At 63.0% G+C, this 791-nt stretch carries 2 protein-coding genes; both read right to left on the bottom strand.

What is annotated here, in order from left to right:
* A partial coding sequence (locus A5777_RS09970; RefSeq protein WP_156529342.1) for an ISAs1 family transposase occupies positions 1 to 396 on the bottom strand: 396 nt, incomplete at its 3' end.
* A 24-nt stretch (positions 397 to 420) separates the two neighbouring features.
* Complete coding sequence (locus tag A5777_RS09975) at positions 421 to 633, bottom strand: transposase family protein (RefSeq protein ID WP_197502341.1); 213 nt, start codon at positions 631 to 633, stop codon at positions 421 to 423.
* Positions 634 to 791 lie beyond the last annotated feature (158 nt).

The following is a 791-nucleotide window of genomic DNA, read 5'->3' on the forward strand; positions in this document are numbered from 1 at the left end:
GAAGTGCCCGCCGCGATCAACGATGTAGTCGGCTGTCGCGCGTTGGGTATGGAGCGCGTCGACGGTGACGACCATGTCGGTGATGTCGATCGGGTCGAGCAGATCGATCAGTTTGGGGATCTCGTTGGTCTTCGCGCCGACCGCGACCTGACCGATCACCGCTCCCGACTCGTGATCCATCGCGGCGAGCAGATGCGGTCGATCCCCAGCGTCATCGACGCTACCGCGCAACGTCTTGCCGTCGACTGCAACGATCCGTCGACCGTCAATACTGCTGAACTGCAATCCCATCCACGAGTTGGCGATCTTGTCGAAGGTGTCGCCGTCGACGCGTTCGAGGGTGCGGCGGATTGTTGATTCCGAGGGCACACCGGCACTGGAGTCGAGCGCGGCCAAGACCTCGACGCCGGCATCGGCGGCCTAATCGCCGATCGCAGAAAACGACCGGGCGCCGCTGAGTACCGCGGTGGCGGCGACGACCAGAATTTCCAGGAGAGGGTGTCGGACGCCGCGCCGTTTGCGCGGATCGGGAATGGTCGCCAACGCGTCGACGATCTCCCGGGGTGCAGCGGGCACCTCGGCCAACTCGCCGAGCAGGGGGTCGCTGTCATCGATGACATGGATAGGGGACACTGAACGGGCGAGCATGACCGGCTTTCGACAGGTGATTGTGTGAGAACTTCCATCCTCGAACACCTGGTCATGCTCGCCCCACACGACACACCGGTCACACCAAACTCACACGTAACAGCTGGTCAGGCTGTTCCTATACCGACTTTGCCGTGACCCTG

The organism is Gordonia sp. 852002-10350_SCH5691597 (genome assembly GCF_001665715.1).
Classification (GTDB): domain Bacteria; phylum Actinomycetota; class Actinomycetes; order Mycobacteriales; family Mycobacteriaceae; genus Gordonia; species Gordonia sputi.